The organism is Pseudoalteromonas sp. NZS71_1, from assembly GCF_015864305.1.
Taxonomy (GTDB): Bacteria; Pseudomonadota; Gammaproteobacteria; order Enterobacterales; family Alteromonadaceae; genus Pseudoalteromonas; species Pseudoalteromonas arctica.
Genome location: NZ_JADYXM010000002.1, coordinates 309678 through 336071, shown reverse-complemented (window position 1 = coordinate 336071; position 26394 = coordinate 309678). Strand labels below are relative to the sequence as shown.

The 26394-nt window shown below is 39.3% G+C and carries 25 protein-coding genes; 14 read left to right on the top strand and 11 right to left on the bottom strand.

Translation table 11 applies throughout. The features are described 5' to 3' along the window. Positions 1 to 9 precede the first annotated feature (9 nt). The 5 genes from I6F43_RS04380 to I6F43_RS04360 all read left to right on the top strand — a co-directional run bounded on the left by I6F43_RS04380 (position 10) and on the right by I6F43_RS04360 (position 5086). Positions 10 to 219, top strand: a complete 210-nt coding sequence (locus I6F43_RS04380) for a histidine kinase dimerization/phospho-acceptor domain-containing protein (protein WP_007581523.1) — start codon at positions 10 to 12, stop codon at positions 217 to 219. Positions 220 to 257: 38 nt separating this feature from the next. Then, positions 258 to 1742, top strand: a complete 1485-nt coding sequence (locus tag I6F43_RS04375) for a sensor histidine kinase (protein WP_165721091.1) — start codon at positions 258 to 260, stop codon at positions 1740 to 1742. Next, complete coding sequence (locus I6F43_RS04370) at positions 1743 to 2204, top strand: response regulator (protein WP_002958089.1); 462 nt, start codon at positions 1743 to 1745, stop codon at positions 2202 to 2204. It begins immediately after the preceding gene. 10 nt (positions 2205 to 2214) lie between these two features. Further along, on the top strand, positions 2215 to 4182 hold the full coding sequence (locus I6F43_RS04365; RefSeq protein ID WP_121953936.1) for a hybrid sensor histidine kinase/response regulator: 1968 nt from the start codon (positions 2215 to 2217) through the stop codon (positions 4180 to 4182). A 283-nt stretch (positions 4183 to 4465) separates the two neighbouring features. Continuing rightward, on the top strand, positions 4466 to 5086 hold the full coding sequence (locus I6F43_RS04360; protein WP_197101188.1) for a fumarylacetoacetate hydrolase family protein: 621 nt from the start codon (positions 4466 to 4468) through the stop codon (positions 5084 to 5086). Here I6F43_RS04360 and I6F43_RS04355 read toward each other — a convergent pair. The 3 genes from I6F43_RS04355 to I6F43_RS04345 form a co-directional block, all read right to left on the bottom strand. After that, positions 5037 to 5960 (bottom strand): ABC transporter substrate-binding protein, encoded by a 924-nt coding sequence (locus I6F43_RS04355; RefSeq protein ID WP_197101186.1) that lies wholly within the window; start codon positions 5958 to 5960, stop codon positions 5037 to 5039. The two genes, I6F43_RS04360 and I6F43_RS04355, sit on opposite strands and share 50 nt — an antisense overlap. Positions 5961 to 6076: 116 nt before the next feature. After that, positions 6077 to 7129 (bottom strand): aldo/keto reductase, encoded by a 1053-nt coding sequence (locus I6F43_RS04350; protein WP_197101184.1) that lies wholly within the window; start codon positions 7127 to 7129, stop codon positions 6077 to 6079. A 9-nt stretch (positions 7130 to 7138) separates the two neighbouring features. Then, positions 7139 to 7573 carry an acyl-CoA thioesterase gene (locus I6F43_RS04345; RefSeq protein ID WP_010553137.1) on the bottom strand — a complete coding sequence of 145 codons (435 nt, stop codon included), beginning with the start codon at positions 7571 to 7573 and terminating at the stop codon, positions 7139 to 7141. Between the two features lie 692 nt (positions 7574 to 8265). Here I6F43_RS04345 and dinB point away from each other — a divergent pair. After that, entirely contained in the window at positions 8266 to 9318 is a 1053-nt protein-coding gene (gene dinB, locus I6F43_RS04340) for a DNA polymerase IV (RefSeq protein WP_197101181.1), read from the top strand. Between the two features lie 129 nt (positions 9319 to 9447). Beyond that, on the top strand, positions 9448 to 10968 hold the full coding sequence (locus I6F43_RS04335; RefSeq protein WP_197101177.1) for a M17 family metallopeptidase: 1521 nt from the start codon (positions 9448 to 9450) through the stop codon (positions 10966 to 10968). Positions 10969 to 11040: 72 nt separating this feature from the next. Here the strand turns inward: I6F43_RS04335 and I6F43_RS04330 are convergent, their stop codons facing one another. Both I6F43_RS04330 and I6F43_RS04325 read right to left on the bottom strand, forming a co-directional pair. Continuing rightward, on the bottom strand, positions 11041 to 12678 hold the full coding sequence (locus I6F43_RS04330) for a methyl-accepting chemotaxis protein (RefSeq protein ID WP_197101175.1): 1638 nt from the start codon (positions 12676 to 12678) through the stop codon (positions 11041 to 11043). Between the two features lie 142 nt (positions 12679 to 12820). Then, positions 12821 to 15046 (bottom strand): S9 family peptidase, encoded by a 2226-nt coding sequence (locus tag I6F43_RS04325; protein WP_197101173.1) that lies wholly within the window; start codon positions 15044 to 15046, stop codon positions 12821 to 12823. Between the two features lie 111 nt (positions 15047 to 15157). Between I6F43_RS04325 and I6F43_RS04320 the strand changes: the two genes are divergently transcribed. Then, entirely contained in the window at positions 15158 to 15562 is a 405-nt protein-coding gene (locus I6F43_RS04320; protein WP_197101171.1) for an HIT domain-containing protein, read from the top strand. Between the two features lie 41 nt (positions 15563 to 15603). On the opposite strand, the gene I6F43_RS04315 is transcribed toward I6F43_RS04320, so the two are convergent. Beyond that, positions 15604 to 17304, bottom strand: a complete 1701-nt coding sequence (locus I6F43_RS04315; RefSeq protein WP_197101169.1) for a dipeptidyl-peptidase 3 family protein — start codon at positions 17302 to 17304, stop codon at positions 15604 to 15606. 297 nt (positions 17305 to 17601) lie between these two features. Between I6F43_RS04315 and I6F43_RS04310 the strand changes: the two genes are divergently transcribed. Next, positions 17602 to 18441 (top strand): HDOD domain-containing protein, encoded by an 840-nt coding sequence (locus I6F43_RS04310; RefSeq protein ID WP_024590070.1) that lies wholly within the window; start codon positions 17602 to 17604, stop codon positions 18439 to 18441. Between the two features lie 52 nt (positions 18442 to 18493). On the opposite strand, the gene I6F43_RS04305 is transcribed toward I6F43_RS04310, so the two are convergent. Beyond that, the gene (locus I6F43_RS04305; RefSeq protein ID WP_197101167.1) at positions 18494 to 20176 is read right to left on the bottom strand and encodes an amidohydrolase; all 1683 of its coding nucleotides are present in this window, start codon (positions 20174 to 20176) and stop codon (positions 18494 to 18496) included. 172 nt (positions 20177 to 20348) lie between these two features. Between I6F43_RS04305 and I6F43_RS04300 the strand changes: the two genes are divergently transcribed. Both I6F43_RS04300 and I6F43_RS04295 read left to right on the top strand, forming a co-directional pair. Further along, positions 20349 to 20870: an energy transducer TonB gene (locus I6F43_RS04300; RefSeq protein ID WP_101163424.1), complete on the top strand. Its 522-nt coding sequence runs from the start codon at positions 20349 to 20351 to the stop codon at positions 20868 to 20870. Between the two features lie 176 nt (positions 20871 to 21046). Beyond that, positions 21047 to 21499, top strand: a complete 453-nt coding sequence (locus I6F43_RS04295; protein WP_197101165.1) for an energy transducer TonB — start codon at positions 21047 to 21049, stop codon at positions 21497 to 21499. A gap of 51 nt (positions 21500 to 21550) precedes the next feature. Here the strand turns inward: I6F43_RS04295 and I6F43_RS04290 are convergent, their stop codons facing one another. The 4 genes from I6F43_RS04290 to I6F43_RS04275 form a co-directional block, all read right to left on the bottom strand. Then, complete coding sequence (locus I6F43_RS04290; protein ID WP_024598659.1) at positions 21551 to 21787, bottom strand: calcium-binding protein; 237 nt, start codon at positions 21785 to 21787, stop codon at positions 21551 to 21553. A 9-nt stretch (positions 21788 to 21796) separates the two neighbouring features. Then, complete coding sequence (locus I6F43_RS04285) at positions 21797 to 22033, bottom strand: hypothetical protein (RefSeq protein ID WP_007581558.1); 237 nt, start codon at positions 22031 to 22033, stop codon at positions 21797 to 21799. 187 nt (positions 22034 to 22220) lie between these two features. Further along, positions 22221 to 22448: a hypothetical protein gene (locus I6F43_RS04280; RefSeq protein WP_007581559.1), complete on the bottom strand. Its 228-nt coding sequence runs from the start codon at positions 22446 to 22448 to the stop codon at positions 22221 to 22223. Between the two features lie 24 nt (positions 22449 to 22472). After that, positions 22473 to 22706 (bottom strand): cag pathogenicity island protein Cag25, encoded by a 234-nt coding sequence (locus I6F43_RS04275; protein WP_007581561.1) that lies wholly within the window; start codon positions 22704 to 22706, stop codon positions 22473 to 22475. 330 nt (positions 22707 to 23036) lie between these two features. Between I6F43_RS04275 and I6F43_RS04270 the strand changes: the two genes are divergently transcribed. Genes I6F43_RS04270 through I6F43_RS04260 form a run of 3 tightly spaced genes read left to right on the top strand, consistent with a single transcriptional unit; the run spans position 23037 to position 26393 of the window. Continuing rightward, complete coding sequence (locus I6F43_RS04270; protein WP_197101163.1) at positions 23037 to 24494, top strand: sensor histidine kinase; 1458 nt, start codon at positions 23037 to 23039, stop codon at positions 24492 to 24494. Position 24495: 1 nt separating this feature from the next. After that, positions 24496 to 25041 (top strand): hypothetical protein, encoded by a 546-nt coding sequence (locus I6F43_RS04265; protein ID WP_024607489.1) that lies wholly within the window; start codon positions 24496 to 24498, stop codon positions 25039 to 25041. A 2-nt stretch (positions 25042 to 25043) separates the two neighbouring features. Beyond that, a complete protein-coding gene (locus I6F43_RS04260; RefSeq protein WP_197101161.1) occupies positions 25044 to 26393 on the top strand; it encodes a sigma 54-interacting transcriptional regulator in 1350 nt (449 codons plus the stop codon). The last annotated feature ends 1 nt before the right edge of the window (position 26394 follow it).

Below are 26394 nucleotides of genomic sequence, written 5' to 3'. Positions count from 1 at the left end.
AGGAAGGGCATGACATCCGATAACCAAACAGAGCAACTAAACAAATTAGTACACGATGCAAGAGCGCCGCTTAATCGTATATCGATGAATGCAGAGCTTATTAAGTTGGTACTTGAAAACGATATGCCAAAAGAAAAAGCGCTAGATGCACTTGATAAAATTATTAACAATTGCCAACAGTGTAGTGAAAGTTTACAAAAAATAACTGACTCTCAATAAATAGTAAGTGTTGTACAAACTCTAATTCGGGAAGCTAAATGAGCAAGCAAAAACAGCAAGGTAAAGCGAATGTTACTTGGGCAGCTTTAATAGTTGTTGTGTTAAGTATTATTGTAGGTAACGCAGTTTTAGCATTGAATACGATTCAAGGTTTAACGCAAACCCAAAAGAGTTTAGACAATACTAATATGCTGACAACGGGAATTGAGCAACTGCATTTATCAGTAGTTCAGGCTGAGTCGGGTCAGCGCGGTTATTTATTAACAGAAGAGACTGATTATTTAACGCCTTATTACGATGCTATTGGACAAATTGAAGCGCAAACAGATCATGTTAAGTCACTACACTCTGAGATTGACGGCCAAGCTGAGCGTATTGCTCAGTTGTTAGTACTAGTTGATAGCAAAATTAAAGAGCTAAAACAAACGGTTAATCTTGCTTTAGATGACAAAGAGCGACGTGCAATTTATGTGTTAAATACACATAAAGGTCGGGAGCTTTATAAGCAAATTAGAGAGTATGTTAATGAAATTCAAGACCGTGAATTACTCTTTAAAGTGAGCCATTTTTCAAAGTTAGCGCAAATTAAGAATGAAGCTAAAATCACGTTTGCTATTACAGCAATCACAAGCTTATTACTTATTATTGGTATGTTTGTAATGACACGTCTTAATTTGAGAAATGCAGCTAAGTATCGTTTTGAGCTTGAGAAACAAAACGAGACTTTAGCAACTAAAGTGTCTGAGCGTACGCAAGAATTAACGTTGTATTCTGACGAACTGAGCCGAAGTAACCGAGAGCTTGAAGAATTTGCTTTTGTAGCAAGTCATGACTTACAAGAACCGCTTAGAAAAATTCAAGCCTTTAGTGACCGCCTAGAAACAATGTTTAAAGATGAGCTGGGTGAAAAAGGGATTGATTACATTGGCCGCATGAAAAATGCAGCGCAACGCATGTCTAACTTAATTAATGACCTATTAGAGTTCTCGCGTATTACAACACGCGGTAAAGACTTCGATGATACAAATTTAAACGAAGTAGTAACCGATATATTAAGTGATTTAGAAATTGCGATAAAAGAGTCAGATGCACAAATTGATGTAGAAGACTTACCGGTTATTCAGGCTGATAAAAGCCAAATGCAGCAGCTGTTTTTAAACTTGTTGTCGAACGCTGTTAAATTTAGGCGCCCAGGTGTAAGTCCACATATAAAAATCAGCTACCAAGATAAAGATATTTTTAGTGAGGATCATAATACCAATTTGAGCTTTCAAGTTATTACTATAGAAGATAACGGTATTGGTTTTTCACAGGACTATGCCGATAAAATATTTGTACCGTTTCAACGTTTGCACGGTCGCTCACAATATAAAGGCACAGGTATTGGTCTTTCTGTATGTAGGCGTATTGTGGAGCGCCACGGCGGAACAATTACAGCAATAAGTAAAGACGGTGAAGGTGCAACCTTCATTATAAAACTACCTGTGGAAGCTGCGCTTTTCACATTGCAAGGAGAGGCTTAAATGCCCTATTCAAAAGTAAAACCTATTACTATTTTAATGGCAGACGATGATGAAGATGATCGTTTGTTAACACAAGATGCCCTTGCCGAAAGCCGTGTACTTAACGAGCTTCATTTTGTTGAAGATGGCGTTGAGTTACTTGAATATTTAGAACGTAAAGGTAAGTTTGAAGACAAAACAGTGTCGCCACGACCAGGATTGATATTACTTGATTTAAACATGCCAAGAATGGATGGTCGTGAAGCGCTTGAAGCTATAAAAGGGAACCCTAACTTAAAGGGAATTCCGGTTGTTATTTTAACTACGTCTAAGCAAGAAGAAGACATGGTTAAAGGGTATAACTTAGGTGCTGCATCTTATATTACAAAGCCTGTGACGTTTGATGGTTTAGTTGATTTGATGAAAACGCTAGGAAAATACTGGGTAGAGTTTGTAGAGCTACCGACAACATTTAACGATTAATGGAGATTGTATGTTAGATAAAGTGACTCAGTTGCTGCTTGTAGAAGATGATGAAGATGATTACATACTCACCTGCGACTATCTGGACCAATTGGATTCACACACGTTTAACATTCAATGGATAAGTTCCCCAGAGCAGGCAATTGCAACGCTTAGCAAAAATGAGCACGACATTTGCCTGCTTGATTACCGCTTGGGTGCATCTAATGGTTTAGATGTACTAAAAGAAGCCATTGCTAATGGCTTTAGCGGCCCAATTATTATGCTTACCGGGCAGTCAAACGACGAGTTAGACTCGGCGGCGCTTGATGCCGGTGCAGTAGATTATTTAATAAAAACAGAAATGAGTTCGAGCCGCTTTGCGCGCGCTATTCGCTATGCACTTGCTCGTAAAGATGTTGAAGGTGAGCGAGTAGAGCGTTTAAAAGCCGAAGCCGAAAATCGCTCAAAAGACCGCTTTCTAGCTCATCTAAGCCACGAATTACGTACTCCTCTATCGTCTATTTTAGGTTACACCGAACTGTTAATGCAGAGCGACTTCAGTCAGCAAGCAGAAAATGAACTAGGTGTTATTTATCGAAACGGTAAACATTTATTGAGCCTGTTAAACGATGTGCTCGACTTATCTAAAATAGCCGCCGATAAACTGGAGCTGACCCTAAGCGAAGTTAACCTTGATAGCATGCTTGCCGATGTATACACGCTAATGCGCGTATCGGTGCTAGATAAGGGCCTTACGCTGCGCTTTGAATCTCATCAGCCATTGCCTTTGGTTGCACGACTGGATGCAACAAGAGTTCGCCAAATTTTAATAAACCTAATAAACAATGCAGTTAAATTTACCGATAAAGGCGAAATTGTTGTTAATGCGTGGACGCAATGGGTTGATGATACCGAAATGCTGTTTTTTAGCATTAAAGACTCAGGCATGGGCATTGCCCCTGAAAAACAAGAACTGATATTTAAGCCATTTGAACAAATAGCTGATGTAGAATCACGCTCTGTAGGCGGCGCAGGCTTAGGCTTGGCAATATGTGCTGAATTGTTAGCACGTATGCACGGTGATATTAGTTTGCATTCTGAAATTGGCAAAGGCTCTACGTTTACTATTTCGGTTTACCCAGGTGATATTAGCGAAGTAGAACGACAGGTACTTAATTTTAGTAGTGCGCCGCAACTACAAAGTAAATCGGCTCCATGCAAAGTGCATGGGCGAGTATTAGTAGTTGATGATTTACGTGATTTACGCATGCTAGTTGGTCATATGATCAGTACTTGTGGTGCGCGCGTCGATTATGCCGAACATGGCCAACAAGCGCTTGAAAAAGTGCGTATTGCAGATGCGTATAAAGCGCCTTACGATATTATTTTTATTGATATTCATATGCCTGTAATGGGCGGCAAGGAAGCTACCATAGAGCTTAGAAAAATGGGTTACAAAGGCCCAATAATCGCGCTCACTGCCGCTACTATGAAAGGCATACATGAGGAGCTTGCTGCACTAGGCTTTAACGATGTAATACCAAAACCTGTTGATAGCGCGGCTTTATACCAAAGTTTGCAAGATTATTTGGTAGCGCCAGAGCATGCACCGCAAGCTAAAGATATAAATTGTAGCAATGGCTTAACCGAGAAAAAGCAGCGCTTTTTACTTGTTGAGGACGATCACGATGCAGCGCAAATTACGCAGCTACTTTTAGAAAGCTTAGGTGTTGAAACCGTCATTGCGTCTAGCTGCGCACAATGTTTGCAAATACTTAATCACGACCAGCAATTTAATAAGGTATTGCTAGATATGCATTTACCCGATGGGCGTGGCATTGATTTAGGCCAGCAAATTAATGAGCGATATCCAGAGCTACGCTTGGTGATTGTAAGTGGCGCAGAGCCAGACCCTAGAGAAATAAAAGATTTAAATATTGACCGAGTTTTACTTAAACCTATTAATTTGAGCTTACTTGAAACGCTTATTAGCTAGGGCCTGTTTATCTTTCGAGGTTAAATTTGCAGCAGTATGTTTGGTATTTAGGCAAGGCAGAGCCTGTGTAGTGTGGTTATTCCCCATAAATAGGCGATAACGTAGCACAAATGCCAAACATGCGCTGCCCGAGGGTTCTGCCCAGGGGCTATTTACTCTTTGTTGCTCGGTTTTTACTTAGCCCACTAGGTTACAAACCTCGCGCCGCGATTAAATAGCCCCTAGATTGAACGAATTTTAATCCTGAAAGGTCAACAGGTCCAATAACTGAGACATTATTTATATGTATTCAATAAAGTTAGTATCTGAAGAATTAACACCATCAAAAGTAGTCTGTGTTGGTCGAAACTATACCGCACATATTGCAGAGCTAAACAACGAAACACCAGATCAAATGGTTTTATTTAACAAACCAAATAGCGCGATTACAAATACGTTATTTGCGGCTCATAACGGCGATACACTGCATTATGAAACCGAGCTATGTTTTGTAGTTAAAAATAAAAAATTTGTAGGGGTTGGACTCGGCCTTGATTTAACTAAGCGTACTGTGCAAAGTAAATTAAAAAATAAAGGACTTCCATGGGAGCGCGCTAAAGCGTTCGACGGCTCTGTAATTTTAACTGATTTTGTAGCGCTAACTGATGCAATGAAACACTTTACGTTTGAACTTAAAATTAATAATGAAGTGATTCAGCGAGGTGATACTCATTTTATGCTACATAATCCTGACTCGATTTTACAAGAGGTTAGTGAATTTATGAGCCTCGAGGACGGTGATGTAGTAATGACAGGCACACCTTCGGGCGTAGGTGAGGTAACGGCTAAAAGTATTTTTGCTGTTGCACTTTATGCTAACGATCAGTGTTTACTTGAGCATCAGTGGAAAGTAAGTAAAAATTAATGACTTGCTGTTGGTAGTGTTTATCAAAGTCGGTAAAGGTAGTTTTAAGCCAAGCATGCTGACTTTGTTGGTACTCAGGTGATTGTAGTACGTTGTTTTTTAGTGAACGGTTAATTTTTTTAAGCGCTTGCTCTGCAAAATTATTGGGGGCGTTAGCCGCACAGCCTATTGCTCCTCTTATAAATTGAACATCATTTTCTTCTATTGGTACACTCTCTATATTCGTATATTCTCCTTGTTTATTAAAGTAATCGGCCATAAACGGGTAATCAATTGAGTAGTCTAAAAAGCCGTGACTCAAGCGTGCTATAACAGCCTGACTTTCGTTCTCACTGCTCCAACTTAACGACGACTCTTTATCTCGTTTTGTATTTTCAATAATTGTATTAATTTTAGTTGTAAATTTACGTGCAGCAGCTTGCCCGTATACGTATTGCGGGTCGGTTAATAAATTAATAAGGTGAATAGGCGAGCCGTGCTTTTCTTCTAATTTGGGCTTTAGCTCTTTAGTCGTGATAATTGAAAATGGGGGATATACCGTTGTTGGATTTGAGTAGTTAAGTAGTTGGTTATTATGTTTTTTATAAATAACACACGGGAAGCATACGTTTTTTCCTTCACTTAAATATTTATTTATACGCTGCTGAGGGACAATTAAGCGGGTATGTTTTACATCTGTTATGGTTCTAATGAGTTGCTCGGTTAGGTTGTCGCAAATACCGCCTTGTGGTGCACTTTCGCTTTTAGCTATATGAAAAGGGGGCGTGTAACTTTGCAGCCAAATAATTTCTTCTAGAGGCTGTAATTTTTGTTCAACAGCATGCGCGTTAAATACAATTAATAGACAAAATGCATAGTATCCGTTTCTCAGCATTGATAAGTGTTCGTTGAATTAAGAAAACTTAATTAAAGTATAGTGTTGGTTGTAGTAGGGTCAAATATTTTAGTTAAAAGCAGCCTTGTTCAAGGCTGCTTTTAACTGGTACATGCTTAATAAGGCATAGGATAGTTTTTAAATATAGTGTTAATCTCACTAAGAATTTCGTCGTTTAACGTGATGTTAAATGCATCAATATCTTCTTTTAATTGGGCTATGCTTGTTGCACCAATAATTGAAGAGGTTACGCCATCTACTTGGTTACACCATGCGAGTGCTAGTTGTGCTGGAGTAATATTGTTTGCATGAGCCAGCTCAACATACTGCTTAGTGGCTTGCTCTGCATTTGGTGTATCTCTAAAAATACCGTTGCGCTGCATGAAGGTCCAACGAGAACCTTCTGGGCGAGCACCGTTTAGGTATTTACCCGTTAATAAACCAGCCGCTAAAGGCGACCACGGTAAGTAGGCAATATCTTCGTGTACACATTGCTCTATTAAATACGGCCAGTCTTTAGCGTGCGCTAAACTAAACTCATTTTGAATAGATACCATACGCGGTAAGTTATGCTCTTTGGCCAAACTTAAAAACTGGCTTATACCCCATGGCGTATCGTCAGATAAACCGCAGTGCTTAATTTTACCTGCTTTAACACATTCATTAAGGCCCTCTAGAATATCAAGCATACTAGCTTGCTGCTCTTGTGTATTTACGTCGGTAAATTTAAGAGTGCCGGGCCATTGTCTGCCAAAGTGCGGGGTAGAGCGGTTTGGCCAATGCAGCTGATATAAATCAATATAGTCGGTTTTAAGGCGCTTAAGTGAATCGTCTACGGCTTCTATTACCGTTTGGCGCGTAATATTGCCACCATCACGTACCCACGATAATCCATTGCCTGCAATTTTTGTAGCAAGTACCACATCGCTGCGCTTTTGCTGATTACGCGATAGCCAATCGCCAATAATTTCCTCAGTTTTACCATAGGTCTCTGGAGAGGGCGGTACTGCATACATTTCGGCTGTATCAATAAAGTTTACGCCTTGCTCTAACGCGTAGGCTATTTGTTCATCAGCATCGCTTTGAGTATTTTGTTTACCCCAAGTCATACTGCCTAAACATACTCTTGAAACGTTAATACCACTGCTGCCAAGTGGGCTGTATTGCATGAGAATTCCTTATTGCTCGTCTTGAGAGTAGCTAACTAACGCCGATAAAAGAGGCTCTGCAATGAGGGCTTTTTGGCCTGTTTCAAAATCAAACATAACCACTTTTGAAGTGCCTGTTGTTGTTATAGCGTTTTGTGCGTGACTAAATACGGTGTAATTCATAACAAATCGGTCTGTTTTTATATCAGAAATAGTAACACCGACTGTAAGCGTATCTGGGAATGTAACTGGGCGTTTATAACGAATGTTATTTTCGCTTATTACCGGGCCCACGCCATTAGGGCTTATTGTATCGAACAGATTTATTTTATTTAAGAAGTCGATTCGGGCTATTTCAAAGTAACGTAAATACACTACATTATTTACGTGTTGTAGTGCATCCATATCAGCCCACGCTACGGTGATGTCGGTATGGATAGGGTGCTGATCTTTAAACGTTTGCATTATTTATTGGCCCTTAATTTTAAAGTACTTAGATTATCAACATGGGGTTACGAGCTCAAGGTAATTAATGGCATGTTTTTTTATAAGATGATTGTACCTGTTTAATTTTAGGTCTACAGTTAAATAACACAGACAAACACAGACAAACACAAACACACACAAAGGTAAAAATATGCAGAATATAATTAATTGGTCCTTAGCTTGTTTGGTTTTTATAGCCTCTTTTACCTGTTACGCGATGGGGAATGAATCTGGCGCTATCATTTTAATGTTGGCAGGATTTTTATTTGAGGTTATGTATTGGCTACGTGGTTATAAGAGATCAGAGGACAATAAACACTTTTTTTAATCGTTAACTAGGGCCTGTTGACCTTTCAGGATTAAAATTTGTTCAATCTAGGGGCTATTTAATCGCGGCGCGAGGTTTGTGACCTAGTGGGCTAAGTAAAAACCGAGCAACAAAGAGTAAATTGCCCCTAGGCAGAACCCTTCGGGCAGCGTATGTTTGGCATTTTTGCTACGTTATCGCCTATTTATGGGGAATAACCACACTACATAGGCTCTGCCTTGCCTAAATACCAAACATACTGCTGCAAATTTAACCTCGAAAGATAAACAGGCCCTAGGCTTGCTTATCACATTTGATTCTATAATAATGACTGTATAAATAACCAGTTATTGTTGTTGTGGTGATGAAGAAGTTTATTCACATAGACATGGATTGCTTTTATGCAGCAGTAGAAATGCGAGATAATCCAAAACTTGCATGTGTACCGCTTGCTATTGGAGGCAATAGCCGACGAGGCGTGCTCTCAACCGCTAACTATATAGCTAGAGAATATGGCGTGCGATCGGCTATGTCGAACTATCATGCTAAACAATTATGCCCCGATTTAGTTATTGTCCCAGGGCGCATGGCTGTATACAAAGAAGCTTCAAATAAAATACGTGAAGTATTTAGCCGCTACACAGATTTAGTTGAACCTCTTTCTTTAGACGAAGCCTACCTAGATGTAACAGACAGCACCGCTTGTAAAGGCAGTGCTACACTTATTGCACAGCAAATAAGAGCCGATATTTACAATGCCACCGGGCTCACTGCATCAGCAGGCATTGCACCGATTAAATTTATTGCCAAAATAGCCAGCGACGAAAAAAAACCGAATGGTCAATTTGTCGTTTTGCCTCATGAGGTTGATGACTTTTTAGCGCAATTACCGCTGGGGAAAATTCCGGGGGTGGGTAAAGTAACGCTCGAAAAGCTAAATTTAAAAGGCTTATATACCGGCAAGGATGTACGTGAAAAAGGCGTTAACTGGATGCAGCAACATGTGGGTAATTTTGGTGTGTCGCTTTATCAAAAATGTGCAGGTGAATATGTTGGTAAAGTATCAACAGATCGCATCAGAAAGTCGCTGAGTGTTGAGCATACCTACGAATACAACAAAACAAGTTTGCAAGAGTGCTTAGATGAGCTGCCAAAATTGTTAGACGAATTAGTTTTAAGGCTTAATAAACAGCAATTACAAAACCGTATTAATAAGCTGAGTGTTAAAGTGAAGTTTGCAAATTTTGTAGTGACCTCAGCCGATCAGGCATACCACGAGCTAAACACAGAAATATTTATTCAACTCCTTACTAAGGCCTACCAACGAGGGCTACAACAACCTGTAAGATTACTTGGCATAGGCGTTGGTATTAAAAGCGAGCCAGAACAAAACTTTCAACTTAGTATTCTCGATTAAGCTGTAAAGCCTGTAACTCCAAGTTGCCATTTATTGGCAGGTTGTATAATTAGCCCATCGCACCTTGCTGGTCTTCAATATTTAAATCGACGATAATAGGGGCTTATGTTTTCTAACAGGACTTTATTTATGGCATACCCTCAAGCGGCTAGTGCAAGCCTTGAATGCACATCTCATGATGCGCTTATTATTATTAGTGATGACTTTTCTCTATTACCAAATAACTCATTACGTGATGCTATTTTAGACCAAGCAAAAGTTGATTCTCGTATTGGTAAACAAGTTACTTTATTATTGATTGAAAACAAACGCGTTGTACTTGCGCCAACGGGTCCGTTAAATAGAGATTACGACGATGTTCGCCGTTATTTTGATGCTGCTAAATTAGCGATTAACGAAGCAAAAGCGTCGGGTAGTGTTAACCCTGCATTATTTTTACCAAATTTAAATGGCGATAGCCGTTATCAGCATGCTTTAGAAGTTGCTTATTTAGGCGCTTGCCAAGCCTTATGGCAGCCATTAGAAGCGCGTGAATATCACGGTGAAAGTATTGAACCTATTACTCAAATTGGTTTAGTTGGCGCAAGCGAGCAAACAATTAAAGCTGTTAATGCAATTGCTGCGGGCCAATATGCCGCGCGTGACTTATGTGGCACCGAACCTGAGCGTATGGCTCCACCACGTTTTGCTGATTACTGCGTTGATTTATTTAAAGGCTCAAACATTGCGGTTGACGTAATTGATGATATTGCAGCTATTGATAAAAACTACCCAATGCTAAGCACTGTTGCTCGTGCATCGTATGCAGTTGAGCGCCATCACCCACGTATTGTTAAGCTTGAATATGTACCAGAGGGCGAAATTACTCGTACACTTATGTTTGTAGGTAAGGGTCTTGTATACGATACAGGCGGTGCAGATTTAAAAGTAGGTGGTCATATGGCAGGCATGAGTCGCGATAAAGGTGGCGCAGCTTCTGTTGCGGGCTTTATGAAAGCCGTTGCGGATTATCAGCCTAAAGGCGTTAAAGTAGTATCGTACTTGGCTGTTGTTCGTAACTCTATTGGCTCGGATTGTTTTGTGCCAGATGAAATTATTACTAGCCGCGAAGGTATCCGTGTACGCATTGGTAATACCGATGCAGAAGGGCGCTTAGCAATGGGCGACCTGCTTAGCGAAATGAAAGATTTAGCTAAAGGCGAAATAAACCCAACGTTATTTACTGTAGCTACATTAACGGGTCACGCGGCACGTGCAATGGGTCCTTACGGTGCGTATGTTGAAAATGGTCCAGCTCGTAGCGCTGGTGTTTCACGTCAAATAGCTGACCTTGGAGATTTGTGGGCCGATGGCGCAGAAGTATCGCGTTCTCGCCGTGAAGATTACGACTTTATTAAACCACGCACGCTAGCAGACGACGTACTCTCGAGCAATAACGCAGCATCTGCAGTTACTGCGCGTGGACATCAGTTCCCTATGGCGTTTATGGCTATTGTTGGTGGGCTTGATAAGCACGGTAACGACTCTGCACAACCTTTGCCTTATGTGCATATGGACATTGCAGGAAGCGGTGTTGAAGGTGGTGATTGGCAGCATGGCAAGCCAACGGCTGCATCAGTAACGAGCTTGTTTGCACGTTACTGTTTGTAAGCTAAAAACTTACATGCAATAAAAAAGCCCTGTTAATTCAGGGCTTTTTGCATTTTATGAGAACGGTATCGATTAATCTAATTTAAAACGATTAACTACGCTCGAAAGCTCTTGGCTACTTTGTTTAAGATTATCGCTGGCATCGGTAAGCTGTTTAGTATTATTTAATGATTGCTCAGTTGATTGAGATAGCTCATTAATACGCAAATTAACCTCGTCGGCAGCTTGAGTTTGCTGCTCTGTGGCGCGTGCGATTTGGCTGTTCATTTCGGTAATAATTGAAACAAGTCGTTCTATTTCATTAAGTGAAGTATTGGCTGATGACGCCTGATCTACGGTAGAAACTGAAAGTGCTTGGCTTGATTTAACTGCTTCTACTGCTGCTTTTGCACCTTCTTGAAGTTTAGTGATCATGGTTTGAATTTCGTCGGTACTTTGGCCTGTACGACTGGCCAGTGTTCTTACTTCATCTGCAACAACAGCAAATCCTCGGCCATGCTCTCCTGCGCGAGCAGCCTCAATGGCAGCATTTAATGCCAGTAAGTTTGTTTGCTCCGAGATGCTTCTTATTACATCAAGTACAGAGCCTATATTATGGCTCTCGTTGGCTAAATCTTCTGTTACACGACTGACTGTTTCTATGTTGCTTGAGAGTGTTTCTATTGCTGTAATTGTTTGCGCAACCACATTTTTACCCGTTGATGCGTTTTGTGCTGCATCTTTAGCTGCTTGCTCTGCGGCTTCGGCGTTACGGCTTACATCATGTATTTGGTGAGTCATTTGCTCCATGGCAGCTGCAACTTGGGTTGAGCTATCGTTTTGAAGCTCAATAAACGAGTGGCTTGTTCTACTTGAATCATCAACTGTATGCGCATGTTCGCTTACATCGTTTGCACTTTGTGATACATGAACAAGAGACTCTCGCATTTTTAAAACAAATAAATTAAATGAGTGTGATAGTTCAGATATTTCATCGTTACCGGATTCATTTAATGTACGAGTTAAATCGCCTTCACCTTGTGAAATATCTTTCATCATATCGGCTGCTAAACGAGTAGGTATTAAAATGCTCTTGCCTATAAAGTAGCTAAGTAAAATAACAGCAATAATCATAATTGTTGCACTGACGACTATTAGATTACGTTGCTCGCTAAATGCTTCGTCAATTGAATCAAGATAAACACCTGAGCCAATAATCCATTGCCATTGATTAAAACCTTTAACAAATGCGATTTTTTCAACTGGTTTTTCTTTACCTGGTTTTGGCCATTTATAAGGAATAAATCCCTCGCCAGAGCGTTTAACTATATTAACCATATCAACAAACAATGCTTTGCCGTCAGGGTCTTTATTATTGGTTAAATCTTTTCCTTCAAGCGCAGGTTTTATAGGATGCATAACCATTTTTGGCTGGTAATTGTTAATCCAAAAGTAATTGGTTTTGTCGTAGCGCAGAGCTCTTATTGCATTAAGTGCTTGCGATTGAGCTTGTTGTTGAGTAAGTGAATTACTTTGCTCAAGGTCATAAAAGTGCTCGATTATACTGTACGCAGTTTCTACTACATTTTGTGTTTTAAGGTACTGCTCGTTTTTAAGAGAGCTATATTGGTGAGTTAGGCTGGCTACACTAAGCGCTATAAGCCCAAATACAACAATAGCTATGAGCAGCGAGAAACGTTGGAATATACTAAAACTACGTAGACTAGGCATACATTTATCCTCAAAAAGTGTGCGCTTTAGCGCATAGAATAAGCGTAGCTAAAAAAAGAGTTTAATCTAGGCTTAACGCCCATTAATGCAAAAAAAAGGCTGATTTATCAATCAGCCTTTAGTCTGTTATTACTTTACTTGCTTATTTAACATCAAAATGACGATTAAAGAAGTTTGTAATTGTTTGATGTAAGTGTGTTTGCACTTGTTTACCACGTAGGCTGTGCTTAGAGCCTGGGTAGGTCATCATTTCAAACTGTTTTTCGTTATCTTGCAGTTGTTTAAACAATTTAGTTGAATGAGTAAACAGCACGTTGTCGTCAGCCATTCCATGGTAAATCATTAATGGGCCTTTTAAGCCATCAGCATATGGAAATACTGCGCTGTCTTCATACCCTTTAGCATTCGTATCAGGGTGACCTAAATAACGCTCTGTGTAATGCGTATCGTATAGAGCCCAATCGGTTACAGGAGCACCCGATACGCCGGCTTGAAAGTAATCGCCTGCTTTAAACATAGTCATAAGTGCCATGTAGCCGCCGTAGCTGTGGCCATAAACACCGATGCGTTGTGGGTCTACGTAATCAAGTGTACGTAAAAACTCTACGCCTTTAATTTGATCGGCAACTTCAACCACGCCTAGGTTTTTATAAATAGCATCTTCAAACTTTTTACCACGGTTGTACGAACCACGGTTATCTAGTTGAAAAATTACGTAACCTTGTTGCGCCATGTACTGAAAGTACAAGTTTTTACTGCGCCAGCTATTCGTCACTCGTTGAGCATGCGGGCCGCCGTATACGTTAACAATAACAGGGTGCTTTTTGCCATCACTAATGTTGCTAGGCTTAAATAAACGGTAATGCATAACTTGGCCATCTTCGGCTTTAATTGTGCCGTATTCTGGTTTTGTTAAGTCGCTTAAATAAGGAGTAAGCGGATGGTTACTATCAAGCTTATTTTCTTCAAGCCATGTAATAAATTCGCCGTTTACTTTACGAAGCGCTGCTGAGTTTGGTTTATTATCAGACGAGCTATTATCGATAAAGGTTTTGCTGTCTTTTGCTAGCACAACATTATGGTACTGACCTTTTTCGGTGATACGTTTGGCATCGCCTTTTTTAAATAAAGGCGCGCTGTATAAATGGCTTTCAAGCGGTGTATCTTTTCGACCGGCAAAGTAAACAATGCCTTTTTTCTCATCAATACCTTTTAAGCTATCAACAGCCCAATCACCAGAGGTGATTTGACGAACAAGTTGACCGTTTGTGCGATACAGATATAAGTGTTTAAAACCGTCGCGCTCAGATGCCCATACAAAATGTTTTTTGTCTTTTAAAAACTCAAGATCAAAATGTAAGTTAATCCACGTTTCGCTGTTTTCGGTTAATGCTACTTTTTGGACTTTAGTTTCGCTGTTATAAAAACGAAGCTCTAATTTATGTTGCGAGCGATTTTGCCATTGGTAAGACAGTGTATTGCCGTCTTTTAGCCACTTAGCACGCGCGATATAAATGTCTTCATCTTTACCTAAATCAATCCAATCTACTTTTTGATCATTTAGCTTAACCACACCGAGTTGAATTTTTACGTTATCGGTACCTGTAAACGGGTAGCGTTGATTAAATAATTTAACTTCATCAGCGTAAATTTCGTTACGGATAGCTTCTTTTACTGGGGTTTCGTCAACGCGGGTATAGGCAATTTTAGTTTCATCACCTGACCACCAGTAACCCGTCATGCGGCTCATTTCTTCTTGAGCTACAAATTCGGCCATGCCGTTTTTAATTACGCCGCCGCCATCTTTACTAAGCTGAATCTCTTTACCTGATTCAAGCTCTAAAGCGAATAGGTTTTGCTCTCGAATAAACGATACGTAGTTACCTTTAGGTGAAAAGCGTGCATCGGTTTCAAATGTTTCAGTGTCGGTTAGTTTTTTACTTTTAGCAGAGGCTAAATCGTAATAGTAAAGGTCGCCGTTAAGTGGGAATAAAAGTGCTTTACCGTCTTTAGACCATTTGTATTCTAATATGCCTTTACCAAAAATACGTTGGCGTTCGCGGCGTGCTTTTTCTTCATCAGATAGGTTTTCTGGGCCTGAAAATAACTTTGCCGAATCAACTAGCACACGGTTGGTGTTATCTTTTAGATTGTATTCCCATAAATCGTAACGGTTGTAGTCATCGCTTTTGCCTTGTAAATAAGTTACACGGCTGCCGTCAGGCGAAAATTTAAGTTGTACAGGTGATTTACCTGAAAGGCTCGGATCGTCAAAAATACGCTCCAACGATAAAGGTTTTGCTTGAACACTAATAGCGCCAACCATTAATGGGAGGGCTAGTGAGAGGTGTTTTATTTTTTTTAGCACAAGGTTGCCTTAGCTTATTATAAATATTGCTTTGATGGTAAAGCCAAGCGTGTGCAACTGCAACTAAATGCTATAAAGTGGCGATTATTAAAGACAAAGTAGGACATAACAATGACTAACCCTGAATTTAAACTAGCGCCAGAACTTAAACGCGACTGTATAGAGCTTGCCGATTGGCCACTGTGTAAAGTACTTTTATTGAACGACAGCCAATATCCGTGGTTTGTATTAGTGCCTAGGCAGGCTAACTTAAAAGAGATAATTGATTTATCTGAGGATGATCAAGTTGTGTATTTAAAAGAGTCAGCCAAGCTAAGTAAATTATTAATGGATGTGTTTAGCCCTGATAAGTTAAATATAGCGGCTTTGGGTAATATGGTGCCGCAATTACATATTCACCATATTGCACGCTTTACTACTGATGCTGCTTGGCCTGCGCCAATTTGGGGTAAGTATCCAGCTGTGCCGTATACAGATGTACAAATTACAGCGTTAAAAAAAGCGCTGCAGTTTTAAGCTGCAACGCTTTTTTAGGGTTTAGCTAAGTTTAACTAAAACTACTTAAGCCCTAGTACTTCTTTACCCTGTTTAAACGTTACATCTACAGGGATATTTGCTTTACTTAGTTTTTCTAAGTCTTCAGCAAGTTCTTCTTTTATATCGCCATGCGTTGCAATTAGTTGATCTACTTTTTCGTAATCGCCATCACCTTGTAAGGTTAAAATTAAGCGAGAAAGCTTGGCCATTGCAATGCTCATTTTTTCCATATTAACGCGGTACAGGCCTTCTTCATTTTTAGAAAAAGCGCCTTCTTGAGCAAAAAAGTTAAAGCGGATCATATTTGCTTTACCATGCGCACTTGATGCTCCAAAACGAACTGAGCGGAATATACCCGCCATGAAGGTCGTGTAATAATCTTCAATAGTTCCTTCTGTAATTTCGCCCTTTTTAAGTAATTGCTCAATCATGTACAGGCCTAAAATGTCGGCTTTACCTTCTTCAAGCGCACTTGCGTGTTCTTGTAATGATTGACGAACAGTACCTTTACCTGTGATTGTATTTTTAATACCTAAACCGTGAGCGACTTCATGGAACATCGTATTGGCAAAAAATGCATCAAAAGTAATGTGTTTACGCTGCTCAGGTACAATTAACTGCTTTGAAATTGGTACTAAAATTTTATCAAATTTAGCACGCATCGCATTTTTAAGTTGCAGGCGACGAGTTCCTTTTTCTAGCTGTACTTGCTCATCGTTTGGTAAGTTAATTGCAATTGTTTTACTCCCCGCGTTAGAGTGACCTGCGTAATAAACAACATCATAAGCGTTTAAGTCGGCGTCAGAGCCCGGTACTTCCTGTTTATACTTAGCATCAACGGGTAAGCCTTTTTGAAGCTCTGGTAAAAATGCGGCAAACTTAGCTAAGCGTTCGCTCCATTTTAAATCTTTAATAAGTACGTAAGATTCATACGCTGCGCGGTAACCAAATAATTGATCTTCATAAGTCTCAATTGGACCAATAACCACATCTACTGGGTTGTTTTTCATATCCATCCAAGCAAAGTCAGATACTTGGAAGTCATCTTTTTGTAGGGCATCAGCACGCAAGTTTAGATAGTTAGCAAACTCTTTATCGTCAGCAAGTTTACTTGCTTGACGTAAAAGGTCAGCGGCTTTTGCAAGCTCATTAGGGTATTCTTTTGAATATGGCACGCTGTAAAGCTTACCTTGCTCATCACGCTTAATTACAGAGTAAAGGCCTGTTTTGTCTTCAACATCTGCATTGTTTAACTCTTCTTTGGTTATATCGGCAGGGTAAAACTGTGCGCCAAGAGGTTTTTCTTTATAGCTGGATAAAAACGCTTCATCGCCATTTAAACGATCCCATGGACCGTAGTTAATATCGGCAAATTTACGTACTTTTTCATCACCTAACTTTGCTAAAAACGCATCTTTATTTTCACCAAAAGATTGCTTCCAAAATAACTCGTCCATTATTTTTGAAGCATCAATAAGCTTTGCAACCATTGCTCGTTGGTTATCGCTTAAGTGCGATAAATCACTTTGTAAGCTAAAGTCGGTGTAAATATCTAAACGTTGGTTATTTGCATTAATAAGCTCAGGGCCTGATTGTGCACTGCTTTTTTGAGCAAGCTCTGTGGCTGTGTTGTCGGTAGAAGACGGCGCTTGTTCAGAACATGCACTAAGAAAAACGACACCAGAGAGCATAATTGCTTGGCTAATTTTATTTAAGATCATTATATTACCTGTTAAAAAGTAAGTTTAATAATTTGTACTGCTTTAGTTAAAAAACTAAATATGTACAAACGCTTCCTTAATTGTGAGTGCATTAAAGCAAAACTAAATAGTAAATAGCAAGTATTTGGCGTTGTAAGGCAAGCATGAGCGATAAAGCATTATAAATAAAAATAAACTTCTATAATTTTCTTAACTTTATCGGTAAGTTAGACAATACTAATTATATTACTAATACGAAAATTAACTGCCTGAGTTTGCAGTTACTTTACAGGCTGAACACAAAAGGACGGCAGCTTTATGTCTACAGAAAACGCTTTATTAACGATTCTAGTCGATAGAATAAATAACGATACGTTGGTTTTACCAACGCTACCTGAAGTAGCGATTAAGGTTCGCCAAGCTGCAGATAACCCTGATGTGAATTTAATGCAAATGTCAGATGTAATCTCACAAGACCCAGCGCTTTCAGCTCGTATGATAAAAGTAGCTAATAGTGCGATTATGGGACGTTCTGTAAAAGTATCTAATTTACAACAAGCAGTGACTCGCATTGGGTTGCGCCAAATTAAAAATATTGCAACGGCTATGGCTATGGAGCAATTATTTGTATCAAACAATGAGCTAATTAAAGGCTACATGGGCAAGGCTTGGCAAAAAACATTAACCGTTGCTAGCCATTCAATAACACTCATGGAGTTTTACTTAAAAAACAATAAACACACTTCATTAAATCGTGATTCAATTACATTAGCTGCGCTTGTTTATAATATTGGTGTATTACCAATTTTAACAGAAGCTGAGCGCCACCCTGAAGTGTTTGCCAACCCAAGCTTTTTAGCGCACGCAATTCAAAAGCTGAGTGGAAAAATTGGCTCGTCGATTATGCAAGCGTGGGAATTTCCTAAAGAGTTTGTTGATGTAGCTCTAAGCTGGGCAGATCCAAGTTACAAACCTGATAAAGTTAGTTACGTAGACTTTATTCGAGTAGGCGCTATTTTAGAGGGAACATTACAGGTTTCTGATAAGTCAGCAGCGCTGCAAACGTACATAGATAAAGGTGTAATACCGTCTATGCAATTATTCACAAGTGATGAATACAACGATATGCTAAAAGATGTGAAAAACATGTTTAGCTAAACATGTTTTATTACACAAATAAAAAGGGTTAACTTGCGTTAACCCTTTTTATTTATTTATCGATAGTATTTTCTGTTTTGGTTTTTTCGTACCGTTTTATTCCTGCTACCCATGTTTGCAGTACGTTTGTTTTGTATATCTCGTCAACAGGTACTTTAAAGTAGTCTTTATCAAGTAAAATAAAGTCGGCCCATTTACCTTTTTCTAAACTACCCACCTTAAATTCTTGATGAGCTGAATAAGCGCCACCGAGAGTAAATGCACGTAATGCATCTTCGCGGCTTAGTACTTCACTTGCGCGCCAGCCGTTTTCAGGTAGTTTGTTATGATCCATGCGTGTAATGGCTGAATACAAACCATCAAATGGATTTGCAAGCTCTACCGGGTAATCAGAGCCTGCTGCAACAACCGATCCTTGCTTTAAAAATGTTTGCCAAGCATAGGCACCGCTTAATTGTTTTTCAGTTAAGCGTTGCTCTGCCATATGCATATCAGATGTGGCATGTACTGGCTGCATTGAAGGGATTATTTTTAACGCTTTAAAGCGAGGGATATCCTCAGGCGTTACAATTTGTGCGTGCTCTATTCGGTTACGTAGTAATATACCGCCCGTTTTTTTAAACACATTTTGATAAGCATCAAGTACTACTTTATTTGCTTTATCGCCAATTGCGTGGGTATTTGCGCTAAAGCCGCTTTTAAAGCTTTGTGTAAAGAGCGCTTCGAGTTTTTCTTGTGTTTCAAGCATTAAACCATGGTGACCAGGTCTGTCTGCGTATTCTTCAATCAGAGCGGCTCCGCGAGAGCCAAGTGCGCCATCGGCGTAAACTTTAACACTGCGAATTTCCATAAAGTCATTTTTGTCGTGGTATCGGCCTGCCTTTAACATTGTATCTAAATCAGGGCTTGCAGCACTTAACATTGCCACAATACGTAGCGGTAAATTACCAAGGTCGCCGCGCTCTTTGTAAACCTCCCATGTGGCTTTATCAATACCTGCATCGTGAGTAGAGGTAATGCCTAAACTTAATAAATGCTTACCTGCTGCATCTAGTGAGTCACTTATATCTTGCTTTGAAGGGGCTGGCATATGCTGGGTAATTAGCGATTCTGCTTTATCTACAAAAATACCCGTAGGATTGCCAAATTCGTCTTTAATTATTTCACCGCCTTCAGGCGCTTTTGTTTGGGCGTTAATACCAGCAAGTTCGAGCGCTTTTGAATTAACCCAAATGGCGTGACTATCAACCCGCGAAAGAACCACAGGTCGATCGCTCACTACTTTGTCTAAATTTTTAGCTGTAGGAAAGCGTGTATCAGCCCAAAGCTCTTGGTTCCAACCTCGCCCAATAATCCAACCTTGTTTGTTATCGGCAAATACTTTTAGTTTATTTGTTACTTCATCAACCGATGTTGCGCCGCGTACGTCAAGTTGCGATAAATTGTCGCCAAGGCCAATAACGTGCCCATGAGCATCAATTAAGCCAGGTAATAAGGTATTACCGTGCGCGTCAATTAGCTTGGCATCTGGGTAGCTATCTTTAAGTGTTTCGCTACCGAGCTTAACTACCTTGCCATTTTTAATAACGAGGGTAGAAAACTGCTGTACTTCACCTTTGTATAAAGGGGTATAACCATTGGCGTTATAAATTACTTTTGTTTGTGCGAGAGTGTAACTAGAACTAGCGCAAAGGCTGGCTAGTATGAGTGGTTTGATTATTTTTTTGAGTGGCATAGTTACTTAATTTTTATTGTTAATTTACTTACATTAACAAACTTGATTTTATAATACCAATGAATTGATAGACCTCATTTTAAGGCTTTTCTCTATATTAACTGTTTACAAAATAGGTAATTGATGTGATTATTTAGTATGTAAAATAATCAATAAAGCATAAGGAAACGCTATGAAAGCCCTCTATTTATTACTCCCATTAACTTCATTACTTGCGGCATGTGGATCGACACCTACTGCAGATAAAAGTGTAGAAAAGCTAAACCATACTGATGTATCAAATGCTGAAATACGCGATTATATAGATTTATCAAGTGTTGAGCTGCGCGATAGGGTGAAAGACTATTGGAGTATTTTTACAAAAGTTGAATCACGATACCCAGTAGAGGCAGCAAAAAAAGGCTTAGCGGGCTGTGTAGAGTTAATGACTATTATTAATTCTGAGGGTAAGGCGCAGGGGTATAAAGTAATTTCCTCATATCCTAAAGGGTTATTTGATGAAGCCGCAGCGAGATCTTTAAGTGCATGGGCTTGGCTACCTACTGCCGTAAATGTAGCTAAACAACCTGTACTTACTCATATCAGAATTGATTTCATGATTGATTCAATACCAGTAGGTAAAAAATATTTAAAAAATTGTCCGGCTGGCGAAACATTTCAAGTAACAGGTAAAATTAAAAAAATCTCCTACTGATGAACATTTCAAGTAAAGTGAAAATTATAGGTCTGAAAAAAGTACTTATTTACCTCACTTTAAAGTTACCTTCAGTGTGTGTAACATTTTGGATCGAACCTTTATAAAATCTGATGGGTATGAGTTTAATACGAATATTACAAATAACTAAATAAGCATCAGAATAAGGAAATGCTATGAAAGCTCTCTATTTATTACTCCCCTTGAGCATGATACTGACAGCCTGTAGCTCAACGTCTGATAAACAAGTAAGCGATGAAATGCTGAGTATTATTGATTTATCGAGTCCTGAACTGCGAAGTAAGGCAGGTGAGTATTGGGATGTTGTTAAAAGAGTAGAGCCGCGATATCCGATAGAAGCTGCAAAAAGAAGTATTTCAGGTTGTGTTGAGCTTGCTACGTTAATTAATTCACAAGGTGAAGCCCAAGGGTATAAGGTTATCTCGTCTTACCCTGAGGGTGTGTTTGATAATAATGCGGCAGCTGCTGTGGGTTTATGGCGCTGGAAAGCGACAACTGAAAATATGAGTAAGCAATCTATTCTAACTTATCTCAAAATTGATTTTATGGTGAGCCCAAAACCTACTGATGCAGAGTATTTGGCGCATTGTTCTAAAGATAAAGCCTGAACGTAATTAATAAATATAATAAGCTAGGTGTTTTTTTACCTAGCTATAAAACTACTTACTTGCATATAAGCCATATTCATTTAATGCTAATTTACCGTCTTTGTCACTGTCGTAGCTTGAAAACCGTGACCACAAAGCCGGGTCTATAGCGGTTTCTGAACGTGATAAAAAACCGTCTTTATTCCTATCTAGCTTTTTAAATTGCTTTGCAATGTCGTTACTTGCGGCAAAACTAAATGTGCTAAAAATACTAAACGCCAGCAGCGTTATATAGCTAATACTTTTCATACAAATCACTTAGTAAAGGTTGTTAGTTAGATAACTTTTAAATTCGACTAGCGAAATTTGGTTATCTTGGTTTTTGTCCCATTTTACAAAGGTGTTTAAAAGTTGTGGTTGGGGATCAAGTTCGTCGTGTGTTAAATAGCCACTTTTGTCACTATCTAGGTGATCAAAGCGTTGCTTTACATCAAGTGCCGCGGCATCAAAACTTAATAGCATTAAAATGCTTATAACAAGGGAAAGTATCTTCATGGTTTTCCTTCCAAAAGATGTATTAAAAGTTCGTGGCTAAAATAAAGTAAAAAGGAAAAAAGCACTTGCCGTAATTTAACTCCCAACATTAAATCCTTTTACACACTCCCTCAGGGATTATGGCAAATGCTTTTAAATTCAGTTTACTTGTAACAAGCTTAAGTAAAGCTTAATCAGTAATTACTCATTAAGGCTTAAAGCTTTCAAATTCTTTTTTTGAGACTTTTTCATCACCGTCTTCATCTAAGTCGGCAAATTGTCTCATTACTTCTTTGTCTTCCTTTGCTTCTACAATTGATATTTGTCCATCCATATCTTTATCTAAATGGGCAAAGCGCACGTTTGTTGGCGATGCAATTACGGTGGCACTAATTGCTAAAAACATTAATGAAAAAGCGGCTATAAGTTGTTTCATAATCACGTTCCTTATTAAATGAGTTTATTGAATAAATTTTTTGAATTCATCTAGCGACAATTGCCCATCTTGATTAGTATCAATTTGTAAAAAATTTTCGTGTAGAACGGCATCTTCACCTGCTTCGGCTTCACTTAATGTGCCGTTACTGTCTTTATCAAGCTCGTTGAAAGTCGCGTGAACGTCCATTGCGTGTGCGTTAGCGCCTAAAAAGCCTAAAGCTAGTAATGATGAAATTACTAAAATGCGTTTGTTCATAATTATTTCCTTATTGATTAAAGTTATTACTCCTACTACAAAAATGATGCCAAAAATAATTATTGTTAATTTTCAAGTGTTTATATTTTCAACTTGAAAGAGGTGGGAAGTTTTTACGGGGTTTATTGTAATTTTTGTGTGCCTTTTGCAACACTATGTAGTGAGATTAAAGGTAGGGTTTAAAAATCAATGGTTTACGTTGTCTCTATTTGGCGACACATTGTTTTTGTAGCGCTGGCTGTTAATCGTATTAAATATAATTGCTGGTTCAGCTAGTGTATAAGGTAAGCACTTAATAATAGAACGCTTAACTTAAAAGGACTAAACGAAATGCCAGCAACCATAGCTAAAAAATACCATGCAATGCTTAACTGGCGGCCTAATTTAATTGGGCAATTTGCAATGAGTATGCTGCTTTCGTTACTCCCGCTTTCTATAGTGGTGATTGTATTTTTAAATGCGCTTAACAAGCAATTAGCAGTGACTCAAAATATCGTGAGTAACAACTACCAAGTTACCAAATCGTTTAATACTCTAAAACAAGAACTCAACAGCCTTGAGCGCGCCACTAGGCAAAACTGGGTATTAAAAAGCGAATCGTTAGATAAGCTCATTGTCGATAAATGGCAATCATCCCTGCAAAGTATTGATGAACTTAAATTTGTTAACACGGATAAAGATTACACCCACCAATGGCAACGCTTATATGTCACCTTACAAACAGCGCATGTAGAGCTTGTTGAGCAAAAACAACAGCAAGCGGAGCTATTTGTGCCAGTGAGCGATTTAGTTGCTGAGCTTACTTTATGGTTACGTGATAAAAATGAAGCGCAAATTACCAATAACCAAAATGAGCTTACAAGCCTACAAACTTCATTTATAAACTGGCTGGTGGCACTTATTCCGCTTACTTTAATTGTTGGTGGTGGTTTTTTATGGCGTATAAGTGGGCGACTAAAAGGGTTAACTACAGTTATTGATAAACTAGGGCAGGGGCATTGGCAGCAAAAAATATCTGTGAAAGGCTCCGCTGAGCTAGTTGAGCTAGGAGAAAAACTCCAATGGGTGCAAGAGCAACTTCATATGCTTGAGCAGCAAAAAGATACCTTTTTACGCCATGTTACCCATGAGCTAAAAACGCCGCTTGCTTCAATGGTCGAAGGCACTGACTTACTAACTGATGAAATAGTAGGCCCAATTACTGCTGAGCAAAAAGCAGTGCTTGAGCTTATTAGCCAATCTATGGTGCGCCTTCGCACAATGATTGACAGCCTGCTGAGTTATAATGCGATTCGCACCAGTAAAGACAGCCTAAGCGAAGTTGAGTTTAGCTATCTTATTAATAAAATTAATAGCCATTTTGAACATCGCTTAAGTGCTCGTCAGCAAGCTCTGCAATGGCAAAATAACTTACCTAATAAACAGCTTGCTTTACCTAGTGAGCTTATTGAGATGATTTTAATTCAGCTTATTTCAAATGGCTTAAAATTTTCACAAGATAAGCAAAGCGTTACTATTAATTTAGCACTTGAGCAAAACCAACTTTGCATTGGTGTGCTTGATAAAGGGTGCGGTATTAAAGAGCAAGAAAAAACTCAAATTTTCAGCGCATTTTATCAAGGTAAACACAGTAAAAATGTTACGCTGCAAGGCAGTGGGCTTGGCTTAACTATTGTGAAAGAATCTGTTGAACAGCTAAGAGGTACACTTACTGTTGAGCATAACGAGCCGCATGGTTGCCGGTTTTCAATTAAAATTCCCATAACAAAAAATCTAGGAGTTAATTAACATGCGCTTGCGTTTAATCGCTATTTTATGTGTGCTCAGTAGCAGCATGGTTATATCAGGTTGTGAAATTAATAATGGGCAAGAAGAGCGTGTTTCAATTACACCTGCACCTGTGGTCGATACCAAAATAACGAACGACAAAAACAGTAAACCTAGTCCAAAACCCAGACCAAAAATAGAACCTAGCTATCCGCCTGCAGAGCAAGTTATTGCATGGCACGCTAATCAGTGTGGCGGATTTAAATTGGTGCCAAAAAAAGATATTTTTACAGGTGAAAACGATCTTAAACGTTTTTTTAAATTTATGTGCTTAAACATAAATGATGATCCAAATACGGTAATGACTAAGTTGCTAAAACTCGATTTAGCTTACTTTTGGCCAGATGATATAAAGCAATATTTATGGCTTCAAAAGCAGCAAGTGACTATGCAAATAAATGCTAAAAAAGAGCAGCAAGCACTTAACAATAAAATGCAAGAAACCCTCTCATCGTTAGCAACTATTGAGCAGCAGCTTTTACTACGAGAAGAAACTAAGGAGCAGTAACTATGGCAGCAACTAAAGTGCAAGGTGCAAAAGTATTACTCGTTGACGACGACGCTAGCTTATTAAAACTGCTCGCTATTCGTATCGAATCAAAAGGATACGAAGTAACGACCTGTGAAAGCGGCTTAACCGCACTACAAACACTTAAAAGCCAAGTGTTTGACGCCGTAATAACCGACCTACGTATGGATGAAATGGATGGCATGGCACTGCATCGTCAGCTGCAAAGCCGCTACCCTGCATTACCTGTCATTATGATGACAGCGCATGGCTCAATTCCTGATGCCGTAGAGGCAACTAAGCAGGGCATTTTTGCATTTATAACTAAACCTGTAGATAAAGATGAGCTATTTGACAGCCTTGCTAAAGCGATAGAAATACATGGTGTTAATGCAGATGAAGCAGCACCTAAAAGTAATATAGTTACGCGCAGTGGTGCAATGCTGCACTTGTTAGAGCAAGTAAAACTACTTGGGCCAACGCAAGTTAATGTATTGATTTCGGGGGCTAGTGGTACAGGTAAAGAGCTACTCGCACAGGCGATTCATCAGCATAGTCATGTAAGCGGTGGCCCTTTCGTTGCAATTAACTGCGGCGCTGTACCGGGTGAGCTTTTAGAGTCAGAATTATTTGGTCATAAAAAAGGCTCTTTTACGGGCGCAATTAAAGATCATCAAGGTTTGTTTCAGCAAGCTGAGGGCGGCACGCTATTTTTAGACGAGATAGGCGATATGCCACTTAACTTGCAGGTTAAGTTACTGCGCGTATTACAAGAAAAAACAATTCGCCCCGTAGGCTTTCAAGAAGAAATAGCGATTGATGTACGTATTGTATCGGCAACACATAAAAATCTTCCTGAAGCTATTTTAAACCAGCAATTTAGAGAAGATTTATACTATCGCTTAAACGTAGTTAATTTAAAATTACCGCCACTGTGTGAGCGCCGCGAAGATATAAGCTTATTAGCACAGCACTTTAGTGCAAGCATTGCTAAGCGCATGAAGCAAACTGAAAAACACTTTGCCAGCGATGCTATGCATGCGCTTGTGCGTTACGACTGGCCAGGTAATATCCGCCAATTACAAAACGTAGTAGAGCAGGTTGTAGCATTAACGCCAAGCGATGTTATTTCAGAGCACTTAGTGTTAGCTGCGCTAAATAGTAATGAAACAAACGTAGAACCATTATCACTAAACGACGCTAAAAAAGAGTTTGAGCGCGACTATGTGATTAACACTTTAAAAATGGCAGGTGGTAACGTAGCCGAAGGCGCTAAGCTTGCCAAGCGCAATCGCTCAGATTTTTATAAGTTGATTAAAAAGCATAATATTGATGTTGATAATTTAGGTTAAG

Excerpts from the sequence above, each read along its gene's own strand:
- I6F43_RS04305 (WP_197101167.1), bottom strand. The coding sequence starts at position 20,176 with ATGCCACTCAAAAAAATAATCAAACCACTCATACTAGCCAGCCTTTGC.
- I6F43_RS04275 (WP_007581561.1), bottom strand. The coding sequence starts at position 22,706 with ATGAACAAACGCATTTTAGTAATTTCATCATTACTAGCTTTAGGCTTT.
- I6F43_RS04315 (WP_197101169.1), bottom strand. The coding sequence starts at position 17,304 with ATGATCTTAAATAAAATTAGCCAAGCAATTATGCTCTCTGGTGTCGTT.
- I6F43_RS04355 (WP_197101186.1), bottom strand. The coding sequence starts at position 5,960 with ATGCTGAGAAACGGATACTATGCATTTTGTCTATTAATTGTATTTAAC.
- I6F43_RS04350 (WP_197101184.1), bottom strand. The coding sequence starts at position 7,129 with ATGCAATACAGCCCACTTGGCAGCAGTGGTATTAACGTTTCAAGAGTA.
- I6F43_RS04310 (WP_024590070.1), top strand. The coding sequence starts at position 17,602 with ATGTCTACAGAAAACGCTTTATTAACGATTCTAGTCGATAGAATAAAT.
- I6F43_RS04265 (WP_024607489.1), top strand. The coding sequence starts at position 24,496 with ATGCGCTTGCGTTTAATCGCTATTTTATGTGTGCTCAGTAGCAGCATG.
- I6F43_RS04370 (WP_002958089.1), top strand. The coding sequence starts at position 1,743 with ATGCCCTATTCAAAAGTAAAACCTATTACTATTTTAATGGCAGACGAT.
- dinB (WP_197101181.1), top strand. The coding sequence starts at position 8,266 with ATGAAGAAGTTTATTCACATAGACATGGATTGCTTTTATGCAGCAGTA.
- I6F43_RS04380 (WP_007581523.1), top strand. The coding sequence starts at position 10 with ATGACATCCGATAACCAAACAGAGCAACTAAACAAATTAGTACACGAT.
- I6F43_RS04285 (WP_007581558.1), bottom strand. The coding sequence starts at position 22,033 with ATGAAGATACTTTCCCTTGTTATAAGCATTTTAATGCTATTAAGTTTT.
- I6F43_RS04290 (WP_024598659.1), bottom strand. The coding sequence starts at position 21,787 with ATGAAAAGTATTAGCTATATAACGCTGCTGGCGTTTAGTATTTTTAGC.
- I6F43_RS04295 (WP_197101165.1), top strand. The coding sequence starts at position 21,047 with ATGAAAGCTCTCTATTTATTACTCCCCTTGAGCATGATACTGACAGCC.
- I6F43_RS04280 (WP_007581559.1), bottom strand. The coding sequence starts at position 22,448 with ATGAAACAACTTATAGCCGCTTTTTCATTAATGTTTTTAGCAATTAGT.
- I6F43_RS04320 (WP_197101171.1), top strand. The coding sequence starts at position 15,158 with ATGACTAACCCTGAATTTAAACTAGCGCCAGAACTTAAACGCGACTGT.
- I6F43_RS04360 (WP_197101188.1), top strand. The coding sequence starts at position 4,466 with ATGTATTCAATAAAGTTAGTATCTGAAGAATTAACACCATCAAAAGTA.
- I6F43_RS04375 (WP_165721091.1), top strand. The coding sequence starts at position 258 with ATGAGCAAGCAAAAACAGCAAGGTAAAGCGAATGTTACTTGGGCAGCT.
- I6F43_RS04260 (WP_197101161.1), top strand. The coding sequence starts at position 25,044 with ATGGCAGCAACTAAAGTGCAAGGTGCAAAAGTATTACTCGTTGACGAC.
- I6F43_RS04300 (WP_101163424.1), top strand. The coding sequence starts at position 20,349 with ATGAAAGCCCTCTATTTATTACTCCCATTAACTTCATTACTTGCGGCA.
- I6F43_RS04365 (WP_121953936.1), top strand. The coding sequence starts at position 2,215 with ATGTTAGATAAAGTGACTCAGTTGCTGCTTGTAGAAGATGATGAAGAT.
- I6F43_RS04330 (WP_197101175.1), bottom strand. The coding sequence starts at position 12,678 with ATGCCTAGTCTACGTAGTTTTAGTATATTCCAACGTTTCTCGCTGCTC.
- I6F43_RS04345 (WP_010553137.1), bottom strand. The coding sequence starts at position 7,573 with ATGCAAACGTTTAAAGATCAGCACCCTATCCATACCGACATCACCGTA.
- I6F43_RS04335 (WP_197101177.1), top strand. The coding sequence starts at position 9,448 with ATGGCATACCCTCAAGCGGCTAGTGCAAGCCTTGAATGCACATCTCAT.
- I6F43_RS04270 (WP_197101163.1), top strand. The coding sequence starts at position 23,037 with ATGCCAGCAACCATAGCTAAAAAATACCATGCAATGCTTAACTGGCGG.